19 protein-coding genes and 2 pseudogenes are annotated in these 17,264 nt (G+C 62.0%); 11 read left to right on the plus strand and 10 right to left on the minus strand.

What is annotated here, in order from left to right:
* Window positions 1-105 (plus strand): helix-turn-helix domain-containing protein (locus tag E5W87_RS17975; RefSeq protein ID WP_292400244.1); only part of this gene is annotated, 105 nt, incomplete at its 5' end.
* A 34-nt stretch (window positions 106-139) separates the two neighbouring features.
* Here the strand turns inward: E5W87_RS17975 and E5W87_RS17980 are convergent.
* On the minus strand, window positions 140-1,387 hold the full coding sequence (locus E5W87_RS17980; protein ID WP_292400177.1) for an ROK family protein: 1,248 nt from the start codon (window positions 1,385-1,387) through the stop codon (window positions 140-142).
* 267 nt (window positions 1,388-1,654) lie between these two features.
* Between E5W87_RS17980 and xylF the strand changes: the two genes are divergently transcribed.
* The 4 genes and pseudogenes from xylF (at window position 1,655) to E5W87_RS18000 (ending at window position 6,717) form a co-directional block, all read left to right on the plus strand.
* Entirely contained in the window at window positions 1,655-2,695 is a 1,041-nt protein-coding gene (gene xylF / locus E5W87_RS17985; RefSeq protein ID WP_292400180.1) for a D-xylose ABC transporter substrate-binding protein, read from the plus strand.
* A gap of 149 nt (window positions 2,696-2,844) precedes the next feature.
* The gene (locus E5W87_RS17990; protein ID WP_292400183.1) at window positions 2,845-4,176 is read left to right on the plus strand and encodes a sugar ABC transporter permease; all 1,332 of its coding nucleotides are present in this window, start codon (window positions 2,845-2,847) and stop codon (window positions 4,174-4,176) included.
* A 12-nt stretch (window positions 4,177-4,188) separates the two neighbouring features.
* Window positions 4,189-4,961 (plus strand): annotated as a pseudogene (locus E5W87_RS17995) (ATP-binding cassette domain-containing protein).
* 130 nt (window positions 4,962-5,091) lie between these two features.
* Window positions 5,092-6,717, plus strand: a complete 1,626-nt coding sequence (locus E5W87_RS18000; RefSeq protein WP_292400187.1) for a CHASE domain-containing protein — start codon at window positions 5,092-5,094, stop codon at window positions 6,715-6,717.
* A gap of 96 nt (window positions 6,718-6,813) precedes the next feature.
* Here E5W87_RS18000 and E5W87_RS18005 read toward each other — a convergent pair whose 3' ends face one another.
* The 6 genes from E5W87_RS18005 to E5W87_RS18030 form a co-directional block, all read right to left on the minus strand.
* On the minus strand, window positions 6,814-7,056 hold the full coding sequence (locus tag E5W87_RS18005) for a YMGG-like glycine zipper-containing protein (protein WP_292400190.1): 243 nt from the start codon (window positions 7,054-7,056) through the stop codon (window positions 6,814-6,816).
* A 79-nt stretch (window positions 7,057-7,135) separates the two neighbouring features.
* Window positions 7,136-7,462: a hypothetical protein gene (locus E5W87_RS18010; RefSeq protein WP_292400193.1), complete on the minus strand. Its 327-nt coding sequence runs from the start codon at window positions 7,460-7,462 to the stop codon at window positions 7,136-7,138.
* Window positions 7,463-7,596: 134 nt separating this feature from the next.
* On the minus strand, window positions 7,597-7,782 hold the full coding sequence (locus E5W87_RS18015; protein ID WP_292400195.1) for a hypothetical protein: 186 nt from the start codon (window positions 7,780-7,782) through the stop codon (window positions 7,597-7,599).
* Window positions 7,783-7,924: 142 nt separating this feature from the next.
* Complete coding sequence (locus E5W87_RS18020) at window positions 7,925-8,959, minus strand: sensor histidine kinase (RefSeq protein ID WP_292400198.1); 1,035 nt, start codon at window positions 8,957-8,959, stop codon at window positions 7,925-7,927.
* 155 nt (window positions 8,960-9,114) lie between these two features.
* Window positions 9,115-9,282, minus strand: a complete 168-nt coding sequence (locus E5W87_RS18025; protein WP_023797107.1) for a DUF1328 domain-containing protein — start codon at window positions 9,280-9,282, stop codon at window positions 9,115-9,117.
* Between the two features lie 188 nt (window positions 9,283-9,470).
* A complete protein-coding gene (locus E5W87_RS18030; protein ID WP_292400201.1) occupies window positions 9,471-10,265 on the minus strand; it encodes a response regulator in 795 nt (264 codons plus the stop codon).
* 236 nt (window positions 10,266-10,501) lie between these two features.
* On the opposite strand from E5W87_RS18030, the gene E5W87_RS18035 reads away from it, so the two are divergent.
* Both E5W87_RS18035 and E5W87_RS18040 read left to right on the plus strand, forming a co-directional pair.
* Window positions 10,502-10,696, plus strand: coding sequence for a NepR family anti-sigma factor (locus E5W87_RS18035; protein ID WP_292400204.1), 195 nt, complete (start codon window positions 10,502-10,504; stop codon window positions 10,694-10,696).
* A 3-nt stretch (window positions 10,697-10,699) separates the two neighbouring features.
* Window positions 10,700-11,251 carry an RNA polymerase sigma factor gene (locus E5W87_RS18040; RefSeq protein WP_029348707.1) on the plus strand — a complete coding sequence of 184 codons (552 nt, stop codon included), beginning with the start codon at window positions 10,700-10,702 and terminating at the stop codon, window positions 11,249-11,251.
* Between the two features lie 38 nt (window positions 11,252-11,289).
* Here the strand turns inward: E5W87_RS18040 and E5W87_RS18045 are convergent, their stop codons facing one another.
* The gene (locus E5W87_RS18045) at window positions 11,290-11,670 is read right to left on the minus strand and encodes a response regulator (protein WP_292400207.1); all 381 of its coding nucleotides are present in this window, start codon (window positions 11,668-11,670) and stop codon (window positions 11,290-11,292) included.
* A gap of 350 nt (window positions 11,671-12,020) precedes the next feature.
* Between E5W87_RS18045 and E5W87_RS18050 the strand changes: the two genes are divergently transcribed.
* Window positions 12,021-12,347 carry a hypothetical protein gene (locus tag E5W87_RS18050; protein WP_292400209.1) on the plus strand — a complete coding sequence of 109 codons (327 nt, stop codon included), beginning with the start codon at window positions 12,021-12,023 and terminating at the stop codon, window positions 12,345-12,347.
* A gap of 11 nt (window positions 12,348-12,358) precedes the next feature.
* The gene (locus E5W87_RS18055) at window positions 12,359-12,823 is read left to right on the plus strand and encodes a hypothetical protein (RefSeq protein WP_292400212.1); all 465 of its coding nucleotides are present in this window, start codon (window positions 12,359-12,361) and stop codon (window positions 12,821-12,823) included.
* Window positions 12,824-12,927: 104 nt separating this feature from the next.
* Here E5W87_RS18055 and E5W87_RS18060 read toward each other — a convergent pair whose 3' ends face one another.
* A complete protein-coding gene (locus E5W87_RS18060) occupies window positions 12,928-14,445 on the minus strand; it encodes an HWE histidine kinase domain-containing protein (RefSeq protein ID WP_292400215.1) in 1,518 nt (505 codons plus the stop codon).
* Window positions 14,446-14,605: 160 nt separating this feature from the next.
* On the opposite strand from E5W87_RS18060, the gene E5W87_RS18065 reads away from it, so the two are divergent.
* Window positions 14,606-14,782, plus strand: coding sequence for a hypothetical protein (locus E5W87_RS18065; protein ID WP_292400218.1), 177 nt, complete (start codon window positions 14,606-14,608; stop codon window positions 14,780-14,782).
* Between the two features lie 29 nt (window positions 14,783-14,811).
* Here E5W87_RS18065 and E5W87_RS18070 read toward each other — a convergent pair whose 3' ends face one another.
* Window positions 14,812-15,732 (minus strand): diacylglycerol kinase family protein, encoded by a 921-nt coding sequence (locus tag E5W87_RS18070; protein ID WP_292400221.1) that lies wholly within the window; start codon window positions 15,730-15,732, stop codon window positions 14,812-14,814.
* A 291-nt stretch (window positions 15,733-16,023) separates the two neighbouring features.
* Between E5W87_RS18070 and E5W87_RS18075 the strand changes: the two are divergent.
* Window positions 16,024-17,264: pseudogene (locus E5W87_RS18075) on the plus strand (PRC-barrel domain-containing protein); the annotation flags it as partial.

Below are 17,264 nucleotides of genomic sequence, written 5' to 3' on the forward strand. Positions count from 1 at the left end.
GTGGACGTCCATATCGGCCGGTTGCGCAAGGCGGTCAACAATGGCCGCATGCCCGATGTCATCCGCACTATCCGCGGCGCGGGTTATGCGATCAGGGAAGACTGAACAGACTGCTTAAATTCAAGCTGCGTTCTTCCATTCAGGCCACATGCTTCCTGACCGTGCTGGACTTCCCTTGCGCGCCCGGCGCGAAAATCTCCTGGTCGACGAAGCTCAGCGCCCGCATGGCGCAGCCTTCGCGGATCAGCGGCAGCTCGTTCGGCTCGGTGTCGAAGGAAATCGAACCCGAATACTGGCCGCCGGCGGTCTGGGCGATGGCCTCGCGCAGGGCCGGCTCGATCAGGTCGAAGGCAGCAGCGCTGGCGCCGACCATGGCGACCGGTGCCGGATCGATCAGCGCGAACAGGCTGCCGAGCCCGAAGCCGAGCGCTTCGCCGGCCCTCCGGTAGGCTTCGCGCTCCGGTCCGTCCGTCTGGCGCGCCCGGGCCGCGAGTGCCCGCATCTCGGCGTCGCTGACATCGGCGACCGGCTCGGCGTTCTCGCTCAATTGCCTTGCGTTGCGCCAGATGGCGTAGTTGCCGGCATAGGCCTCGACGCAGCCGCGCCGCCCGCAGCGGCAAAGCGCGCCGCCCGGCCGATGGATCATGTGGCCGAATTCGCCGCCTGAGGAGTGGGTGCCGGTGAACAGTTCGCCCTTCAGCACCAGTCCCATACCGATGCCGTGCGAGAGCAGGATGGCGATGAAATCGTCGCGGTAGCGATCCGGGTCGCGCCAGCGCAGCGCCACGGCCATCATGTTGCAGTCGTTCTCCATGATGGCCGGGATGCCGAACTCGCGTTCAAGAATGTCGGCGAAGGCGATGTTCGTCTGCGGCGTGATCGGCGACCACAACATGGCGCGCGCATGGGAATCTGTGATGCCCTGGATCGCCAGCGCTATGCGGGCGACGCTTCGGACATCGAGATCGGGATCTTCGAGCCGGCGCCGGACGATGGCGACACATTCGTCGATCAACTCGTCGCGCGACATCGTCAGCGTGTCCAGCCGGCGCTGTTCCTCGGCGACCACTTGTCCGGCATAATCGATGACGGCAACCGAAAGGAAATTCAGCGACAACACGACGGCCAACACCGCTGCCGCTTCCGGATTGAGGCTGAGGCCGACCTGCGGCCGGCCGCGTTTCAGCGAAACGGTCTCGCTGGCCTTGCTCTCGGTCAGGATGCCTTCCTGGATGAGGTCGGAAGAGATTGCCGATATGGTCGAATGGCTGAGGCCGGTGGTCGCTGCGATCTCGGTCCGCGACGGCTGGCCTGCCCGGCGTACGGCCGAAATCACCATCGCCCGGTTGCGCCGGCGCAAATCGTCATGACGGATTCCAACCGACATTCTTTTGCTTCCTCCCTCTTGCCGCGGCCGCTCATGAACCGGAAGCCGTCGGTAACGTCCGACAAATACTGGCAGAAGCAGAAGGCCCTGTCATTGTTTATTGCGGGGCTCGAAAAAAGTCGGCAGGGACATCAAAATCCATCAGAATTGATGTTGACAGCGCTTCGGCGTTGGACCAGTATTTTTTCGAGGCTCGAAAAAATAGAGCCTTTGTGCCGGCCTTCGGGCCAGTTTGGTCGCGCCGTACGCGGCGCAGGGAGGACTATCATGAAGAGATTCGCAGCCGCCATTCTGGCGGGGGTCGCCATGTCGCTGACGCTCGCGTCGGTCGCACAGGCGAAGGACAAGGTCATTGGCGTTTCGTGGTCGAACTTCCAGGAAGAGCGCTGGAAGACCGACGAAGCCGCCATGAAGACGGCGATCGAGGCCGCCGGCGACAAGTATATTTCCGCCGATGCGCAGTCCAATCCCGGCAAGCAGCTGACCGATGTCGAGAGCCTGATCTCGCAGGGCGCCAACGCGCTGATCATCCTTGCGCAGGATGCCTCGGCCATCGGGCCTGCGGTGCAGAAGGCGCTAGACGAAGGCATTCCGGTCGTCGGCTATGACCGGCTGATCGAGAACAAGGACGTGTTCTACCTGACCTTCGACAACCAGGAAGTCGGCCGCATGCAGGCCCGCGAAGTGTTCAAGGTGGCGCCGGAAGGCAATTACGTCTTCATCAAAGGCTCGGGCGCCGACCCGAATGCCGATTTCCTGTTCGCCGGCTCCATGGAAGTGCTCAAGGATGCCATCGACAGCGGCAAGATCAAGAATGTCGGCGAGGCGTATACGGACGGCTGGCTTCCCGCCAACGCCCAGAAGAACATGGAACAGTTCCTGACCGCCAACGATAACAAGGTCAATGCGGTGGTTGCCGCCAATGACGGCACCGCCGGCGGCGTCGTCGCAGCACTGACGGCGCAAGGCTTGGCCGGATCCGTCCCGGTGTCGGGCCAGGACGGCGATCATGCAGCGCTGAACCGCATCGCGCTCGGCACACAGACCGTGTCGGTGTGGAAGGACGCGCGCGAGCTCGGCAAGAACGCCGCCGAGATTGCCTCGCAGCTGGCCGACGGCAAGCAGATGACCGACATTGCGGGCGTCAAGGACTTCACCACACCGGGCGGCAATGTCGTCAAGTCGCTGTTCCTGACGCCGATTGCCATCACCAAGGACAATCTCAACGTCGTTATCGACGCTGGTTGGATCAAGAAGGACGAAGTCTGCGCGGGTGTCGCCGCGGGCAGCGTTGCGGCCTGCAACTGATCTGGACCACTTCACAAATAAATGAACGCCGCGGCTGTCAGGTCGCGGCGTTTTTCGAGACGCCTTCCGCTTCAAATGACCGCGGAAAGCAAATAGCGTCGTGTTCCGGCATCCGCGCAAGACGGACGGCAACCCGGTGGGAGAATATCATGACCGATACGGCATCCAACCGACCGGTCGCCAACACCGCCGAAGACCGGGCGCGTGAATCCGAGCTCAGCGCCGTTGGGCGGTTCCTCAAGGCAACCGAGCTCGATATACGCATGCTCGGCATGGTCGGCGCGCTGCTGGTCATCTGGGTTGGAATCCACACCCTGTCGGGTGGGCTTTTTCTCACGCCGCGCAATCTCTGGAACCTGTCGGTGCAGACCTCCTCGGTCGCGATCATGGCGACCGGCATGGTGCTGGTCATCGTGATGCGCAACATCGATCTTTCGGTCGGCTCCGTCGAAGGCGTGCTCGGCATGGTGATGGGCGTGGCGCAGGCCGAATTCCTCATCCGCGTCATGGGGCTCCAGGTGGGAAATCCCTGGATATGGATTATCGCACTGGCTGCCGGCGTGGTGCTCGGCCTCATGATCGGCGCGCTCCAAGGCTTCATCATCGCCTATCTCGAGGTTCCGGCCTTCATCGTGACGCTGGGCGGCTTGCTGATCTGGCGTGGCATGGCGTGGCTGATGACGAGCGGGCGCACCGTCGCGCCGCTCGACGCCACGTTCCAGCTCATGGGTGGCGGGCCGCGTGGCTCGATCGGGGCAACCGCAAGCTGGATCGTCGGCGTTTTTGCCTGTGTGGCCGTCGCTTTCATGCTGCTCAACGGCCGGTCGCAGCGCAAGCGGTTCAAGTTTCCGCTGCGTCCCGTCTGGGCGGAGAGCTTGCTTGGTGTTGTCGCCTGCGCCGCCATCCTCGGGGCCGTGTGGATCGCCAATTCCTATCCCTGGCCGATCGGCATCGTGCGCCAATACGCGCAGCGGAACGGCATCACGGTCCCCGAAGGCGGGCTGTTCATCGCCCATGGCATCGCCATACCGGTGCTGATTGCGGTCGCAGTCGGCATCGTCATGACCTTCATCACCAGGCGCACCCGTTTCGGCCGCTATGTCTTTGCCATTGGCGGCAACCCGGAAGCGGCGGAACTCGCCGGCATCAACACGCGCTGGGTGACCATGAAGGTGTTCATGATCATGGGCGTATTGGCCGCTATCAGCGCGGCGATTGCGTCGGCACGCCTCAATGCGTCGACCAATGCGCTGGGTACGCTGGACGAGTTGCTGGTCATCGCCGCAGCCGTCATCGGCGGCACGTCGCTTGCCGGCGGCTCCGGCACGGTGCTCGGCGCCATGTTGGGCGCGCTTCTGATGCAGTCGTTGCAGTCCGGCATGGTGTTGCTCGGCATCGATTCACCGCTTCAGAGCGTCGTCGTCGGCGCCGTCCTGGTGGTCGCCGTCTGGCTCGACACCGTTTACCGCAAGCGCGTTTAGGGAAGGGCGATCATGGTTGACACAACTGCTCCCACAGGCACGCCGTTGATCGATATGCGGAACATCTCAATTGCCTTTGGTGGTATTCGCGCCGTCGACGACGCGTCGATCGACCTTTTCCCGGGCGAGGTGGTGGCGCTGCTCGGCCACAACGGCGCCGGCAAGTCGACGCTGATCAAGATCCTGTCCGTCGCCTACAAGCGCGACTCCGGCCAGATCTTCGTCAATGGCGAGGAGGCTTCGATCTCCAACCCGCGCGATGCCAAGAAATACGGCATCGAAACGATCTACCAGACGCTGGCGCTTGCCGACAATGTCGACGCTGCCGCCAACCTCTTCCTCGGCCGCGAGCTGATGACCGACTGGGGCACACTCGACGATGGCGCCATGGAGGCCGAGGCGCGCAAGGTGATGGGCAGGCTCAATCCCCGCTTCCAGCGCTTCAAGGAACCGGTGGTCAAGCTTTCGGGCGGCCAGCGGCAGTCGGTGGCGATCGCGCGCGCGATCCTGTTCAACGCCCGCATCCTGATCATGGATGAGCCGACGGCGGCACTGGGGCCGCAGGAAACGGCGCAGGTCGGCGAACTGGTCATGCAGCTCAAGGCCGACGGCATCGGCATCTTCCTGAGCTTGCCGACCGGGTCTGCGTGATGAAGAACGGTCAGGTCGTTGGCACGGCGCGCACCAGCGACGTGACCCAGGACGAGGTGCTCGGCATGATCATCCTGGGCAAGTGTCCGCCCGGTGCCATTCCGGGGCCAGGTGCGCTGAAGATCGCCGCCTGATGCGTCAAATAAGCCGGCTAAATACCTGTCATGTGATATGCCAGCCGTCATGATGGTTTGGCCGCGCCATTGTGTTGGCGCGGGGACTTGCCCATAAAGGTCAGGAACCGTTCATGGGCCACAGCAGCAGTTGAAGAAGTTCTTTCCGACCGTCGCTTTCATCGCCGTCGCGCTGATCAGCCTGACGATGGCGGGATTCGCCTATTTCGCGACGCAGGAAGCGGCGCGCATCAAGTTCGAGGCGACGGCGGACGACGCGCTCAACCGGATCGATAGCCGCATCGACCTGCATCTGTCGCTGCTGCGATCGACCCAGGCGCTGTTCGACGCCCACAATGGTGGTATTTCGCGGGGCGAGTTCAAGGCATTCTTCGATGCGCTTGGCATCAACGACAATTTTGCCGGCCTGCGCGGCATCGGCTTCCTCCGACTGGCGAGAGCTGGCGACGAGGCAGCGGTCGAGCGTGCCATCCTGCACGACTATGGCGCCAGCCATCCAATCTATCCGGCAACGACGACGCTGCCATGGCGTACACCCATCACGCTGTTCGAGCCGCTCGACGCTTCCAACCAATCCAGCATCGGCTACGACATGTTCACCGATCCGGTGCGGCGCGAGGCGATCGAAAAGGCGATGGCCGATGACCAGCAGCACGCAAGCGGTCGCGTGCAGCTAGGCCAGGAAACGGGTGCTGCGCAGACTTTCACCGGCTTCCTGGTCTTCGTCCGGCTCAACGTCGAAACCGCGCCGGACGGCATCGATGCATCCAGATCTTCGACATCAGGCTTTCTTTATGCGGCTTTCCGCGCCCGCGACCTGTTCCAGACCGCGCTCAGCCGGACGCCGCTGCTGCCGGTCAACATCGAAATCTATGACGGCAAGGTGGATGCCGATCATCTTTTGTTTCAGTCGGAAACGCCGCCGGTGTCGACCTTCGGCGACAGGCTGGTGGTTTCCCGCAAGATCACCATCGCCGGCCGTCCGTGGACCGTCCTGTTCAGGCCGACAAGCGCCTTCTCGCAACCCTCCTCGCGCGCCATTCCGGTGATGCTCGGCCTGTTCGGGCTGCTGCTCGCGGGCACCATCGCGCTGGTGGCACGCTATCAGGAGCGGGCCTATGAAGCGGTCTCGCTGCTCCACGAGACGACGGAAAAGAGCCTGCTCGAAAAAGACTTGATGCTGCAGGAGATGAAGCACCGTATCAAGAACTCGATCACGCGGGTGCTGGCGATCGCGCGCCAGACGGCGTCGCACGCCACCGACGTCCACGAGTTCTCCTCCTCCTTTTCGGCCCGGCTGCAAGCGATGGCGGCTTCCCAGGACATGCTGACGCGCTCGCGCTGGCAGAAGGCCGATCTCGGCGATCTCTTGCGCATCGAGCTTGGCCAGGTGTTCGGCAAGGAGCTTCCCGAGGGGATATTGTCGGGGCCAGAGGTGCTGCTCGACGAGACGACGACGCAAGCGCTCGGCCTGACCTTTCACGAACTGGCGACGAACGCGCTGAAATACGGCGAAACCGCCAACTCAGTCGGCTCGCTCAAGGTCGACTGGTCGGTCGAAGGCCGCAGGCGCGACAGGACGCTGGTTCTCAACTGGCGCGAAGTTGGCCAGAAGAAGCTCAAAGCACCTGTCAAAACCGGGTTTGGCACCAAGCTGATCGATTTGAATGTGACGCGCGAATTGGGCGGTACGATCAATCGCGATTTTCACGATGGCGGATTGAGCGTGGAAATCAGGATTCCCTTGTCGGGCTGAAACGCTGCTGCAAACCGACCGTTTTCGAAGGCGCAAGTAAACAGAGACCGGACGAGCCGGTCTCTGCTTCTATTGCCTCATGCGATTTGAAACGGATCAGCAGCGAGCCGTATAGAGACGGCCACGGTTGTCGCGGTACTGGCAATAGCCATTGCGCAGGTTGCGCACCAGCAGGCCGGAACCGGCACCGACGGCTGCACCGACAAGCGCACCCTTGCCGCCGCCAATCAGGCCGCCGGCCAGAGCGCCGACACCGGCGCCGACGCCGACATCCTGCTCGGTGGTGCTGCAACCGCTGACCGCGACCACGGCAACCATGGCAATAATCATCTTCCGCATAAAGTCACTCCTCGCTTTGTCCTCACTTGTAGCTCCACCCGTCACTTATCATGCGAAAAAGGGTTTTGCCTGCTCGATTTTATTGTTGGCTAAGAGAATCTTGTTCGGGGCGCGCGCCGTTCGAGGCAACCTCTACGTTGGAAATCTCCACGGAAGCGTCGAGGGTGCCGTCCGGACGCACATTCCAGACGATCTGGTCGTACTCATCCTCAAGTGCCGGATCGACGGAAAGGCATTGGGCAATTATGCGCGGAGCCTGACCCTGCACATCAGTCAGGGCGAACGGACGCTCGGCGGTGCATTCCTGAGCGGTTTCGAACACGCTCACCGATACGGGCAGTTCACGGCACTCGGTCATTGTGTTCGAACAGCCAATGACCAGCAACACGGCAGCGATGTGTTCCATGGCGACGGTCCTCTCGCCATAAGAACGGGCCACATCCGCCAAAGTTCCTGCGATGCAGGCTGGCGCGCGATTGATTGGAGAAACAGGTCGATGTGACTCAAGCACAACCCGCCTGCCAGTTTGGGTCCGATGCTCTAGATCAACTGGAACGCGGCGGCCAAGACGACCGCCACAGCCAGCGCAATTGCGGCGAAGCCAAGGGTCGGGAGGGAAGCACCACGAGGCGATGGCATGGCGGATGCTTCGAGATCCTGAAATCCGCCCATCGAAACGCGCGCGGCCTGTTCCAGCCTGTTGATGTCGGCAACCGTCAAAGCCATTCCTCCCGTACTGCGCAGCAACTGCGATCGAAAACGTCATGCGGAGCGGTGTCTGGGAAAAACAGCATCGGACTTTATGGTGAACAGGTGGTTAAAGACCGGGCGGCCGGTATCAGCTCTCTTTGGTTCGGCTGTTGTCCCTTCAATCGGTCTCGAAATTGCCGCGAGGAACGACAAGGCGATACTCGAGGCGGTCCCCGGTGATTTCCAGTGTCGCCGTACCGTTCAACGACGCAGGCACGACGCGCTCGAGCGCGACACTGCCAAAACGCTTCTCGCTGGGCTGATTGTCGTTGGCTCCGATGGCTTCGGCCCATGTCAGCGACAGGGCAGTTTCGCCAGCGGAAGCAGCTGTCAGATCGGCCGTCACCTCGACGAATCCGTCGGCTCGCGACAGCGCGCCGTAGCTGACCGAATTAACGGCAAGCTCGTGCATGGCCAAACCGATATGCAGGGCGGCATTGGGGTTGAGGTATGGATTTGCACCCTGGAAACGCAGGCTGTGCGAGGGGTCGGCTCCATAGCGGCCGACCTGGCCAGACACCAGTTCGCGCAGTGCCGCTCCCCGCCAGTTGGACGAGGTCACCAGATCCTGGGATGAGGCAAGCGATTGCAGCCGGCCGCGAAAGCGTGTCAGGAAATCACTGAGCGTGTCTGAATAACGGCTGGTCTGGGTGGCGATGCTCTGGATGATGGCCAAAAGGTTCTTCGAGCGGTGGCTGACCTCGCGCAGCAGCGTCTTCAGGGTCTGCTCGCGACGTTTCTGCTCGGTCGTTTCGACCATGGTGGTGACGACGCCCTGCACGGCGCCGCCGTCGTCGTGATCGGCATCTACCCATATTTGGAACCAGCGGACGCCATCGTCGGCGGGAATGCTGACCTCAAGATGTTCCGGATTGCCGGATGCAATGACGTTGCGTTTGGCCGCGCCGATACGCTCTGCCTGGGCCAGTGGCAGGTTGCCGTTGCTGTCGGCCGTATCGGAAGCCCATGGCGGGCGCATGTTGCGGGCCCAGACGGTTTTCATCTCGCGATCCTGATAGAGAACCGAGATGCCGGCATTGTGCAGCGCATGAAGAAGGGCCCGGCCGAGTTGCATTCCGCTCTCAGCGGGATGCAGAGCGATGATCTCATCACTCCGTCCGCTGTCCTTCATGTCTCCGGCTCTGGATTGCATCGCACTTCACCCGCCCAGTCAAGGCTGAACGGCTGACGGAAAAATGGGTTCCCAAAACAGGTCCGCCGAGCGACGTCCCGTTGAAGGACACCGCCCGGCGGTAGCTGGAAACCGCTTGAGGGGTGCGGCTCCCAGTGTTCGATCGCACCTAGCGCTCACGAGGCCCGTTTGAACAAGCCAGCGATAAGCGAAATGATCAGAAAAGCGAGAAAGATGAAAAACAGTATCTGCGCTATTCCGGCTGACGTGCCGGCGATACCGCCGAAACCAAGAGCGCCTGCAATGATCGCGACGACGAGAAATACGAGCGCCCAGTAAAGCATGATCCATCTCCTTCGAATGGTGTGGCAAAAACGTCTTTCGCTGCCGTTTGTTCCACCATTTCCCGAAAAAGACGATCCCTGGAAATCTTTCCGGCCCGAATTGAATCGTCACAAGCAGGAAAAATTCGAGGTGCAACGGACGTTTGCCAGCCGCAAAAGGGCCAGCGCCAGACTGGCCCTATCCGGTCCTATGCAGCGGCTTTCGCATGCCGGTCGAAGAACAGCGCCTGGCTGATCAGGGCCTTGACCATATCCGGATTGAACGGCTTGGTGACGAGGAAGGCCGGCTCCGGCCGTTCGCCGGTCAGGAGACGTTCGGGAAAGGCGGTGATGAAGATCACCGGCACCGGGGTGGACGACAGGATTTCGTTCACCGCTTCGATGCCGGAGCTGCCGTCGGCAAGCTGGATGTCGGCCAGCACCATCTTTGCCCGCGTCTTTGCGAACATCGCCACCGCCTCGGCATGAGTACGCGCAGTCCCGACGACGCGGTGTCCCAGGCTTTCGACCATTTGCTCGATGTCCATGGCGATCAGCGGCTCGTCCTCGATGATCAGCACATCGGTGGCCACCTGGCGGGAAATCTCGTTGCTGGCCTCGGTGAGAAGTTCGGAGAACTCCTCATCGTCGACGTCGAGAATCTCCGCCGCCTCGTCTTCGCTGAACCCTTCGACGGCGACCAGCAGGAAGGCCTGGCGCGGGCGGGGCGAAATCGCGTTCAGATTGGCGGCGGCGCGCTGTTCCCACGCCGACTGCGGGTGTTCTTGCGGAACGCGGATGGCGACCGAGGTGAACAGCCTGGCGAAGACCTTGTAGAGCGCGATGCGGTCGTTCGACGCGTTCGGAAAGATGTCGACGTCGGCGATGATGGCTTCGAGCATCGCGGCGACCAGCGCGTCGCCGCTCTCCTGCGATCCGGAAACGGCCCGCGAGAAGCGGCGCAGGAATGGCAGGTGCGGGGCGATGGTTGCGGATAGGCTCATAAGGACGTCTCCCTCTGACGTAATTGCACAGACTGCAGGCCAAAGCTGATTACAAGCCCCGAAAATAGCCCTGAATACAGAAACGCCGGATTTCCGAAAAAGTTCCGATGGTTGTGGAACTAATATAATGGGACGGCGTTTGAGGTCGGGACGGGCGACCAGACGAGGGGGCCGCTTGCGTTGCGTCTTGTATTGAAGGGCGGCAGGGTACTGGGAACAAAGGGCGAAATGAAGACATGACGAAAGATACCACGGCTGGCGCTGCAAACAGGCGCCGGGCTGCTTCCGGCGACCCGCTCGGGCCAAACTCGGAAATCGGCCGCAAACTCAAACAATATTACGACGAGCTGGTCTCCGACAATGTGCCGGATCGCTTCGCCCAATTGCTCAGCCAGTTGGAACGGGCCCAACCTGCACAGAAAAAGGACTGAGGCATGGCGGCTGTCTCCCAGAGCTTCAAGACCGATCTGCTCGGCTCGATTCCGAGCCTGCGGGCCTTCGCCGTATCGTTGACACAAAACGCCGACAAGGCCGATGATCTGGTGCAGGAAACGCTGGTGAAGGCCTGGGACAAGCATGAAAGCTTCGAGCCGGGCACCAATCTCAAGGCATGGCTGTTCACCATCCTGCGCAATGAATTCTATTCGCAGATGCGCAAGCGCGGCCGCGAGGTGCAGGACAGCGACGGCATCATGACGGCCAGGCTAGCCGTCCATCCGGCCCAGCACGGCCAGCTCGACCTCAAGGATTTTCGTAGCGCGCTCGAGCAATTGCCCGAGGACCAGCGCGAAGCCATTATCCTCATCGGCGCTTCGGGCTTTTCCTACGAGGAGGCCGCCGAGATCTGTGGCTGTGCGGTCGGAACGATCAAGAGCCGCGTCAGCCGCGCCCGCACGCGGTTGCAGGAAATCCTGAAGATTTCCGGCGATGACGAGTTTGGCCCGGATGCGATCTCGGCTCAGGTGACGGGGTCGAACGCCGCCTGAGCACTGACCTCGGCAATACGCGCTCCCGTTCCGGACCCTCAAACAAGAGGTCCGCGCCCGCACGCCGCCGCCACTGCCTGCACGAGATCGTCTCCCGAATAGGGCTTGGTGACCAATCTGATACCGGGAAAGGACACCTTGATTTCGTCCATTTCGGAATAGCCCGAGGCGAAGACGAAGGGCACACCCGATTCGCGCAGCCGCGAAGCGAAATCGAGCGTCGAAGTGCCGCCCAGCATGAGATCGACTATGGCTGCGTCGAACCGCAAGGCAACGTTCTTGCGATCGATCTCACTCAGATCGCGGGCGATGATCACGTCGCCGGCGCCATAGTCGCGGCAAAGCTGCTCGACATCCATGGCGATCAGGAATTCATCCTCCAAAACAAGAATCCGCAATCCGTCAAGCAAGGGTGGCACGTGGCAATGTCTCCGTGGCGCGCAGGGAAAAGGGGAAGCGCAGGGAACAGAGAAGTCATGGTCTCTATTTGGCTTCCTGTCATCTGAAGTTATTTGGCATCCTGTTATGTAAAAGAGACATGCCCGTGGCAGACGACGGAATCTCGATCCTTCAACAGACGATCCGCAGGCTTAACTCGCGCTGGAAGGGTTGAGCGAGGATCGCCGGCTGCTGATCTGATGCCGGTCCTGAGGTGTTCGGATCGGGCTGGACTCATACGCGGAAACACCCTTTCATGGACCTTGTTCCGATTTCGGAACCTTGGCGTGTATCGAGCGTTTGAAATCAAGCAAGCGCAAGGAGTTAAGCGATGGCGACTGCCGCAGGAAAGACCGCGAACGCAAGCCGGGCCAATTCGGATCTCGAAGCCGACATCAGGCAATTGAAAGCCGACATCGAAAATCTCACCAAGCAACTGGCCAAGACCGGCGAACATGGTTACGGGACGGCCCGCCGCGCCGCGACCGAAGGCGTCGAGCAATTGCGCGCCCAGGGCGAAGCAGCCTTCGACACCCTGCGCAGCAACGCCAGAGACCTCGAAGCGCAAGTGGCGGCGAGCGTGCGCGAAAAGCCGGTGACGTCGCTGGCGATCGCCGCTGGCGTCGGCTTTCTGTTCGCGCTTCTCGCGCGCCGCTAGCCTCAGCCCAGATGGGAATGCTGGCATCGCTGATCTCGGGCCTCGCCTCGGGTGAAACCGTTGCAGCCGTGCGTCGCGCACGCACGGCTGCAATCGTCTATGCGCTCGCGGCACTTGCAGCACTATGCGGCCTCGGTTTCCTCGTCGGAGCGGCCTACATCTGGGTGGCGGGCCGCTACGGGCCGATGGCAGCCTGCCTTGGTTTCGGGATCGGCTTTCTGGTGATCGCAGGGTTGCTCCTGCTCATCTATCAGCTGTCGGCCGGCGCGCGCGCCCGACGCAGGGCGCGGAGGCGCAATGCCGACATGAAGGCGGTCGGCATCACAGCCGCGCTCGCCATACTGCCAACGCTGCTCAAGGGGAAAGGTGGCCTGGGCACCATTCTCGGTCCGGTGATCGCACTCGCCGCCTACGCCATCTACCGCGAGAACATAAAGCCCGATGCCGACGATCCGGGTGCCGGCGAAGCGAAATAGCTCGAAGCGATTTCTTCTCTTCTTGTTCAACCGTGATCTTATCCGAAAGCCGGGCTCCGCTTTTCGCTGACGCGGACCTTCGGCTTGGGATCATGGTCGAGCCGTCACTTCGACAGATCCTCCAGCGGCATCGATATTTCGGCGAACACGCCTTCCGGCCGGAATTCGTGGGTCACTTCGCTGGAGATGACCTTGGCCAGGCTGCGGCGGATCAGGATCGAGCCGAAGCCGTGGCGTTCGGGCGAGGCAACTTCAGGTCCGCCGCTCTCGCGCCAGGTCAGCACCAGGCGCCGTGCGCCTTTCCGGCCTTGTTCCTTCCAGTCGAGATCGACCTTGCCCGCAGCCGCCGACAGCGCTCCGTATTGCAGCGCGTTGCTGGCCAGTTCATGCAGGATCAGGCCGAGCCCGACTGCCTGGTCGGGCGAAAGCAGGAGATCGGCGCCTGAGATCGTCATGCGCGGCTGTTCGGCGGTGTCGAACGGCTTGACCTCGATCTGCACGAGTTCGCGAATGCCGATGCCGCGCCACTCGCGGTCGGACAGCAGGCTGTGGGCGGCGCCCAGCGCCTGAAGCCTGGCGCTGAAGGCTTCGAGGAACTCGCTCGGCTGGCGGGCATGGCGAACGGTCTGCGTCGCCAGCGCTTGCACGGTCGCCAGCGTGTTCTTGACGCGATGGTTCAGCTCGCGCAGCAAGAGCCGTTGCCGCTCGTCGCCGAGCTTGCGTTCGGTGACGTCGTAGTTGACGCCGAAGATCAGCGTCGGCTTGCCGTCGCTGTCGCGCTCGATGACACGGCCGCGCGTAGCGAGCCAGCGCGGCGGACTGAAGCCTTTGACGCGGTATTCGCCAAAATAGTCGTCGCCGCTGGCCAGCGCGTCGCGAAAGTGCGTCTCGGTCTGGTAGACATCGCGCGGATCAATAGCGGCAAGGATATCGCGCGCCCTCAGCCGGTTCGAGCGCGGCAGGTCGAACAGCTCGGACAACCGGACATCGCATTCGATCATATCGGTGTGGATATCCCACGCCCAGCTAGCGAGCGAGGCGGCATCGAGCGCGATGCCCCGCCGCTTTTCCTCGCGCGCCAGCGCCGCAGCGGCGCTGGCGCCGTTGCGGGTGGCGTCCTTCAATGCGAATAGGCTGGCGGCGAGGCTGGCGAGCGCCGTCAATTGTTCGAGCTTGGCGGTAGACGGAGACGCGCGCGGCTTCCGGTCGAGCACGCAGAGCGTGCCGATCCGGGCGCCGGCTACCACAATCGCCGTACCCGCATAGAATCGGACATGGTGCTCGCCGGTGACCAGCGGGCTGGCGTTGAAACGTGGATCCGTGCTCGCATCGGTCACCACCATCGGCTCCTCGCCGGCGGCAATGGCATGGGCGCAGAAAGATGTATCAGTCGCGGCCTCGGTCTCATCCAGGCCGACACAGGACTTGAACCATTGCCGCTCGACATCGAGCAGCGTGACGAGCGCGATAGGCGCTTGCATCACCGCGGCGGCAAGAGCGCTGATACGGTCGAAGTCAGGATCGGCCGCGGTGTCGATTGCATCGAGACCGTGGAGTACGGCAAGCCGGTCCTGCGCCCTTACCACGCTAAAGACATCGACCGGCAGAATCGGCTTTTTCACTACCCTGCTATCCACAAGGCCCCCAGATACATCGGCTTGCAGCCATTCGCGCTAGGCCAGTTGCCTGGCTCTGAAACCGGAACCTTCGCCTTGAGGAACCGTTACCCAACCACGTTTTGCCAGCCGCGCCCGCCGGCGCCAAACGATATGGAGGCCGATCATGCCCAAGATCGTTCCTGAAGACAAAGCCCGCCAGGGACGCTGGGGGTGGCACACTTTCCGTATCTTGATCGCCGCGCTGCTTTTGGCGTTTATCGCCTGGGGCATCGCGGAGATTTACGGCAACATGATAGACAAGACGTCGACAACCGAACAGGGCGAGATTCCCAAAGGCTGAAGCCTTCCGATCGACTGCGCCGGCCTGCATCACGCGGCCTTCGCTTGGACAGCGCGCGCCGGGACGAGAACGTTCAGTGCGCCAGGATGGATTTCGATCGTCGTTTCGGGGTCGAGCCTGACCAGTTCGCCATCCATGACGGCGCGAAGTTTCTTGGCTGCCGAGTGAACTTTCAAAACGACCCGGTCGGCCTGGTGGATTTCGACGTGCTCACTGTCGCGCCATTTGCCGCGCGCCATGTCGAAGAGGAACCTGATCAGTTCGCCACGCCGCCGCGCCACCGTGACATAGATGCCGAGCACGCCGCCGGCGAGATTGTCGGCATAGGGCAGATGACCCTCACCGAACAGATTGTTGGTGATGCCGATGCCGGTGGTGCGTGTCACGATCTCGGCCTCGCCGATGGTCAGCGTCACCTTAATTGCCGACAGGTTGTTGATCGCCGCCCAGGCAGCCTTCGCCGAGGCCCGCATCTTTCCCAACCGCGAGCCGAACTCCATGGTCTGGCGAAGCTGAACCATCCTGGCATGCATGCCGATCGAGAACTGGTGCACGAATGGCTGGCCATTGGCGGTTGCGATATCAACTGCGATGACCTCGCCGTCGGCAAAGGATTTCACGGCCGCGTCAAGGGTCTGTGGGATGCCGAGCCCACGTGCGAACAGGTTCATCGTGCCAGCCGGCAAAATGGCAAGTGCCTTCTTCGTGCCCATCAACCGAGCCGCGGCGGCCGAAATGGTGCCGTCGCCGCCACCGGCCAGCACAATGTCGATGCTGTGCTTCGAAGCGATGCGGTCCAGCGTTGCGACAATGTCCTTGCCGGCAACGATGTCGATATCGATGGAGTGACCTGCTGCCTCCAACGTCTGGCGCATCCGGTCGGTGAAAGCGGAAAGATCAATCGTGCGCAAGGTGCCGCCCTCCTGGTTCAGCACCGCCGCAAATCGCATCCCCCCGCTCCGTTTTTTCTTGTTAACCATTGGGTAATCATCGGCCAGGACAGACCCAGCCACAGGCTGAAACGGGGCGGCTGAAAAAAAGTTCCGCAGCTCTAACGAAAATACAGGAGCGAATCTCACCGGCCGACTGCCTGGTTGGCGCGGTTCGGAGGGTTTTTTCACGACGCTCGCCATGGGTGTCGGAACAACGGCGCGGTCACGACGTTGTGAATATGTAACGCCGCGACCAATCTCCCACCGGCGGCCCGTGGCGTGAACGAAATAACGCACGAGGAGATTACAATGATCCGCACCCTTTTAACCACCACAGCACTCGCAGCGTTGATTGCGACCGGCGCATATGCGCAGACCGCCACAACCCCGGCGCCGACGCAGGATCCGGCAGTCCAGGAAACCGCTCCGGCTGCTCCCATTCCGCGCGCCGAGGGCAGCCTGGTAACCAATATCATCGGTGAATCCGTCTATAATAGTACAGCTGACGATGCCGAGAACATCGGCAATGTCAGTGATGTCGTCTTCGATGAAAACGGTCAGGCGAAATCCGTCGTCATCGGCGTCGGCGGCTTTCTTGGCGTCGGCGCCAAGAATGTCACTTTCGACTACAGCAAGCTGCAATGGGCCGAACGGAATGGCGACCGCTGGCTGATTGCCCAAACCACAAAGGATGAATTGACGGCTCAGCCGGACTTCGATCGTAGGCCCTATGATCCGCCTCCTGCGGCCACCGACACCACGGCTACGGCTCCTCCAGCACCTTCTGGCTCGACCGACACTACCGCACAGAACGCTCCGGCGGCTCCGGCCGAACCGGCTCCGGCCGAACCTGTGAAACGCGCCGATGGGAACCTTGCCACCAACATCATCGGTGAAACCGTCTACAACGGCACTGGCGACGACGCTCAAAACATCGGCGACGTGAACGACATCGTCCTGGCCAAGAATGGCAAGGCCGAGTCGCTGATCATTGGCGTCGGCGGCTTTCTTGAGATTGGCGAAAAGAACGTGGCCTATCAGTTCGACAAGGCCAAGTGGGCGGAGAGGGATGGCGATCGCTGGCTGGTGGCCGAGACCACGAGGGAAGGTTTGGAGGCGTTGCCCGAGTTCGACCGCAGGCCCTATGATCCCGCCCCGGCGACTACCGCATCCACTGACGCGGCGGCGCCGGTGGCTACTACCCCTACCGTCACCCCGGCTCCAGCCCCGGCGGATAAGACTGCGGAAGCCCCGGCGGCAACGCCTGACACCGCCGCTCCGGCTCCAATGGACAAGACAGCCGAGGCTCCGGCTCCAGCAACGCCTGACGCCTCAGCCCCCGACCAGACGCAGACCGCAGCGATCGACAAGTCGGCGCTGACCGAAATGCCGATCAACGAAATCCGGTCCGAGGATCTGGTTGGAACCACCGTCTATGGTGCCAATGATGTCAACGTCGGTGAGATTGGTGACGTCGTGCTGACAGGCGACAAGAAGGTCGACGCCGTCATCATCGACGTCGGTGGTTTCCTTGGCGTTGGCGAGAAGGA

The organism is Mesorhizobium sp. (genome assembly GCF_004962925.1).
Taxonomy (GTDB): Bacteria; Pseudomonadota; Alphaproteobacteria; order Rhizobiales; family Rhizobiaceae; genus Mesorhizobium.